This window comes from Roseateles sp., from assembly GCF_036404855.1.
Lineage (GTDB): Bacteria > Pseudomonadota > Gammaproteobacteria > Burkholderiales > Burkholderiaceae_C > Pelomonas.
Map to the genome: position 1 here is coordinate 1 of NZ_DASWYS010000097.1, position 2,571 is coordinate 2,571.

General features: G+C 65.1%; 2 protein-coding genes and 1 pseudogene. All 3 read left to right on the plus strand.

Going from position 1 to position 2,571, the window contains the following annotated elements; translation table 11 throughout:
- Positions 1 to 578 (plus strand): AMP-binding enzyme (locus VGF12_RS06310; RefSeq protein ID WP_331175192.1); only part of this gene is annotated, 578 nt, incomplete at its 5' end.
- Positions 579 to 614: 36 nt separating this feature from the next.
- Positions 615 to 1,742, plus strand: coding sequence for an FAS1-like dehydratase domain-containing protein (locus VGF12_RS06315; RefSeq protein ID WP_331175193.1), 1,128 nt, complete (start codon positions 615 to 617; stop codon positions 1,740 to 1,742).
- A 630-nt stretch (positions 1,743 to 2,372) separates the two neighbouring features.
- Positions 2,373 to 2,571 (plus strand): annotated as a pseudogene (locus tag VGF12_RS06320) (hypothetical protein); the annotation flags it as partial.

A 2,571-nucleotide genomic window follows, 5' to 3' on the forward strand; every position in this document is an offset into this window, starting at 1 on the left:
TCTGCAGCATGTACGGCACCACCGAGGTCGGCGTGGTGCTGGTCAACTATCCCGGCGCGCCGGACTTCACCGTCAAGCCCGGCTCGCTGGGCAAGGCCATCCCCGGCCAGACCGTGGAGGTGCAGGACCCCAGCGGCAAGCCCTGTGCCCCGCGCCAGGTCGGCGAACTCAAGCTGCTGCGCCGCGGTGAGTGGGTGCCCACCAAGGATCTCGGCTGGATCGACGAGGACGGCCACTTCTATCACGGCGGTCGCGCCGACGACGTCATCATCTCCGCCGGCTGGACCATGAGCGCCGTCGAGATCGAGAACGTCCTGCTCAAGCACCCCGACGTGCGCGAGGCCGCCGTCATCGGCGTCAAGGACTCGCTGCGCGGGCAGGTGGTCAAGGCCTTCGTCGTCAGCACCCGCCCGCAGGACGAGATCTTCGTCCGCGAGCTGCAGGACTTCACCCGCGAGCGCCTCAGCCAGCACGAATACCCGCGCCAGATCGCCCTGGTCGACGAGCTGCCAAAAACCCCGGCCGGCAAGGTCAACCGCAAGGTCCTGCGTGACCGCGAAGCGGCCGCCGCCAACTGATTTCCGTTCTGATTTCTGTTCTTCAAGGAGAGACATATGTCCAACGACGCTACCCACTTCCCCAAGATCACCGAGAAGGCCTTGGATGAACTGCGCCAGCGCATCGGCGTGCCCATCACGGACACGGTCGAGCCCTGGAACTACGAGGCAACGCGTGACGCGATCCGCCACTATGCCCACGGCATCGGTGACGACAACCCGCTATGGTGCGATCCGGAGTACGCGGCGAAGGCGCGCTTCGGCACGATCGCCGCGCTGCCGAGCTTCCTGTTCACCACCAGCCGCATCGTCTCTGGTTACGTCGGCGGCCTGTCGGGCACCCATGCCATGTGGGCCGGTGCCAACTGGCAGTGGCACAAGCCGGTGCTGCGCAACGACACGATCCGCACCGAGGCCAAGCTCAAGGACCTGATCGAGCATCAGACCCGATTCGCCGGCCGCTCGTTCCAGCAGATTTACAACGTCAAGTTCTATAACCAGCACGGTGACAACGTGGCCGAGGCTGACAGCTGGTGCTTCCGTACCGACCGCGACGTCGCCCGCGAGCAGGGCACCAAGTACAAGGAAGTGAAGGCGCGCGAGCCGCGGAAGTACACTGACGACGATCTGTCGAAGATCTTCGAGCTCTACGCCAAGGAAGAAGTGCGCGGTGCCAACACCCGCTACTGGAAGGACGTGCAGGTCGGCGAAAAGCTGCCGCGCATGGTGAAGGGCCCGATGACCGTCACCGGCTTCATCTGCTACGCGCAGGGCTGGGGCGGCCTCTACATCCGCGCCAACAAGCTGGCCTGGGCGCAGCACCACAAGCACCCGGGCCTGGGTATCAAGAACCGATTCGGCATTCCGGATTGCCCGGAGCGCGTGCACTGGGAAGAGGAATTCGCACTCAAGGTGGGTACGCCGGGTGCTTACGACTACGGCCCGGAGCGCACCTCCTGGTTGACGCACCACCTGACCAACTGGCAGGGCGATGCGGGCTTCCTGCGCTCGCACCAGAGCCAGATTCGCCGCCATAACCCGGAAGGCGACGCCATATGGATTGACGGCGAAGTCACCCGCAAGTTCGAGGAAGGCGGCAAGAAGCTGGTCGAGGTCAAGCAGAAGGCCGTGCAGCAGGACGGTGAGACCTCGGCTACCGGCGTCGGCATCGTCGAGCTGCCGTAACTCGGGACGGATGTGCCGGAATCGGCCTGCGCTGCAGCAGATGCTGCAGCGCAGGCCCCCCAAAAGGTCGATTCGCCGCGGCAGCGCTGCGGCCAGAATCGGCAGAAAGCGGCGACTTGCTGCACCCAGGGACAAGAGGCTTGCCGCTCTGGTGTCTGGTGGCCCCACGGCACGCCGACTATTGTTGGGACATGCTTTTTTGTAGAGGTAAGTAGAGAGCGAAGGGAGCCCGATGCCAACGCAGCGGAGGGCCCCATGGCCGGGTCAAGGCCAGGTTGGTTGTTTACGACATCAACTGAGCGGAGGAGACGAGATCATGGAGTCGCTTGCTTCGGTTGCCCCTCGGGCGACAGCAAGGTCGCGGGCTGCTACGCAGGCCCGGGTCGACTCCCATGCTGCAGTGCATCGTCCGGCTTGTCTTCGCCTGCAGGCGAAAACCCCTGCCGGCACAGACCATCGCCACTGCCGCATCAGCACACACGTTTGTCGCACCGGATCAAGGCATGCGTATCGCGCTATGTCAGGCTCCGGTCATCGCTATTCAAGCCGTTGACCCCCGGTCAGCGGCACCCGCCGGCAACAGCCACGGGTTGAACATAAACAGCTGCACGAATTGAAGGTGAGAGAGTCATGGAGGAAGGGAAGATGAAGGCCGTCATGGTGGCCGCCGCGCTGACGGCGGCTGCAGGACTCGCATACGGCCCCGTTGCCTCGGCACAGGACCCGGCCCCGGCCGCTGCGCCCTCGGGCGGCACCAGCGAGCTGGACGACCTGTTCGACCTCGAAGGCGTCACGCCGGACCCGGCGCCCGCGCCGGCCGACTCCGCAC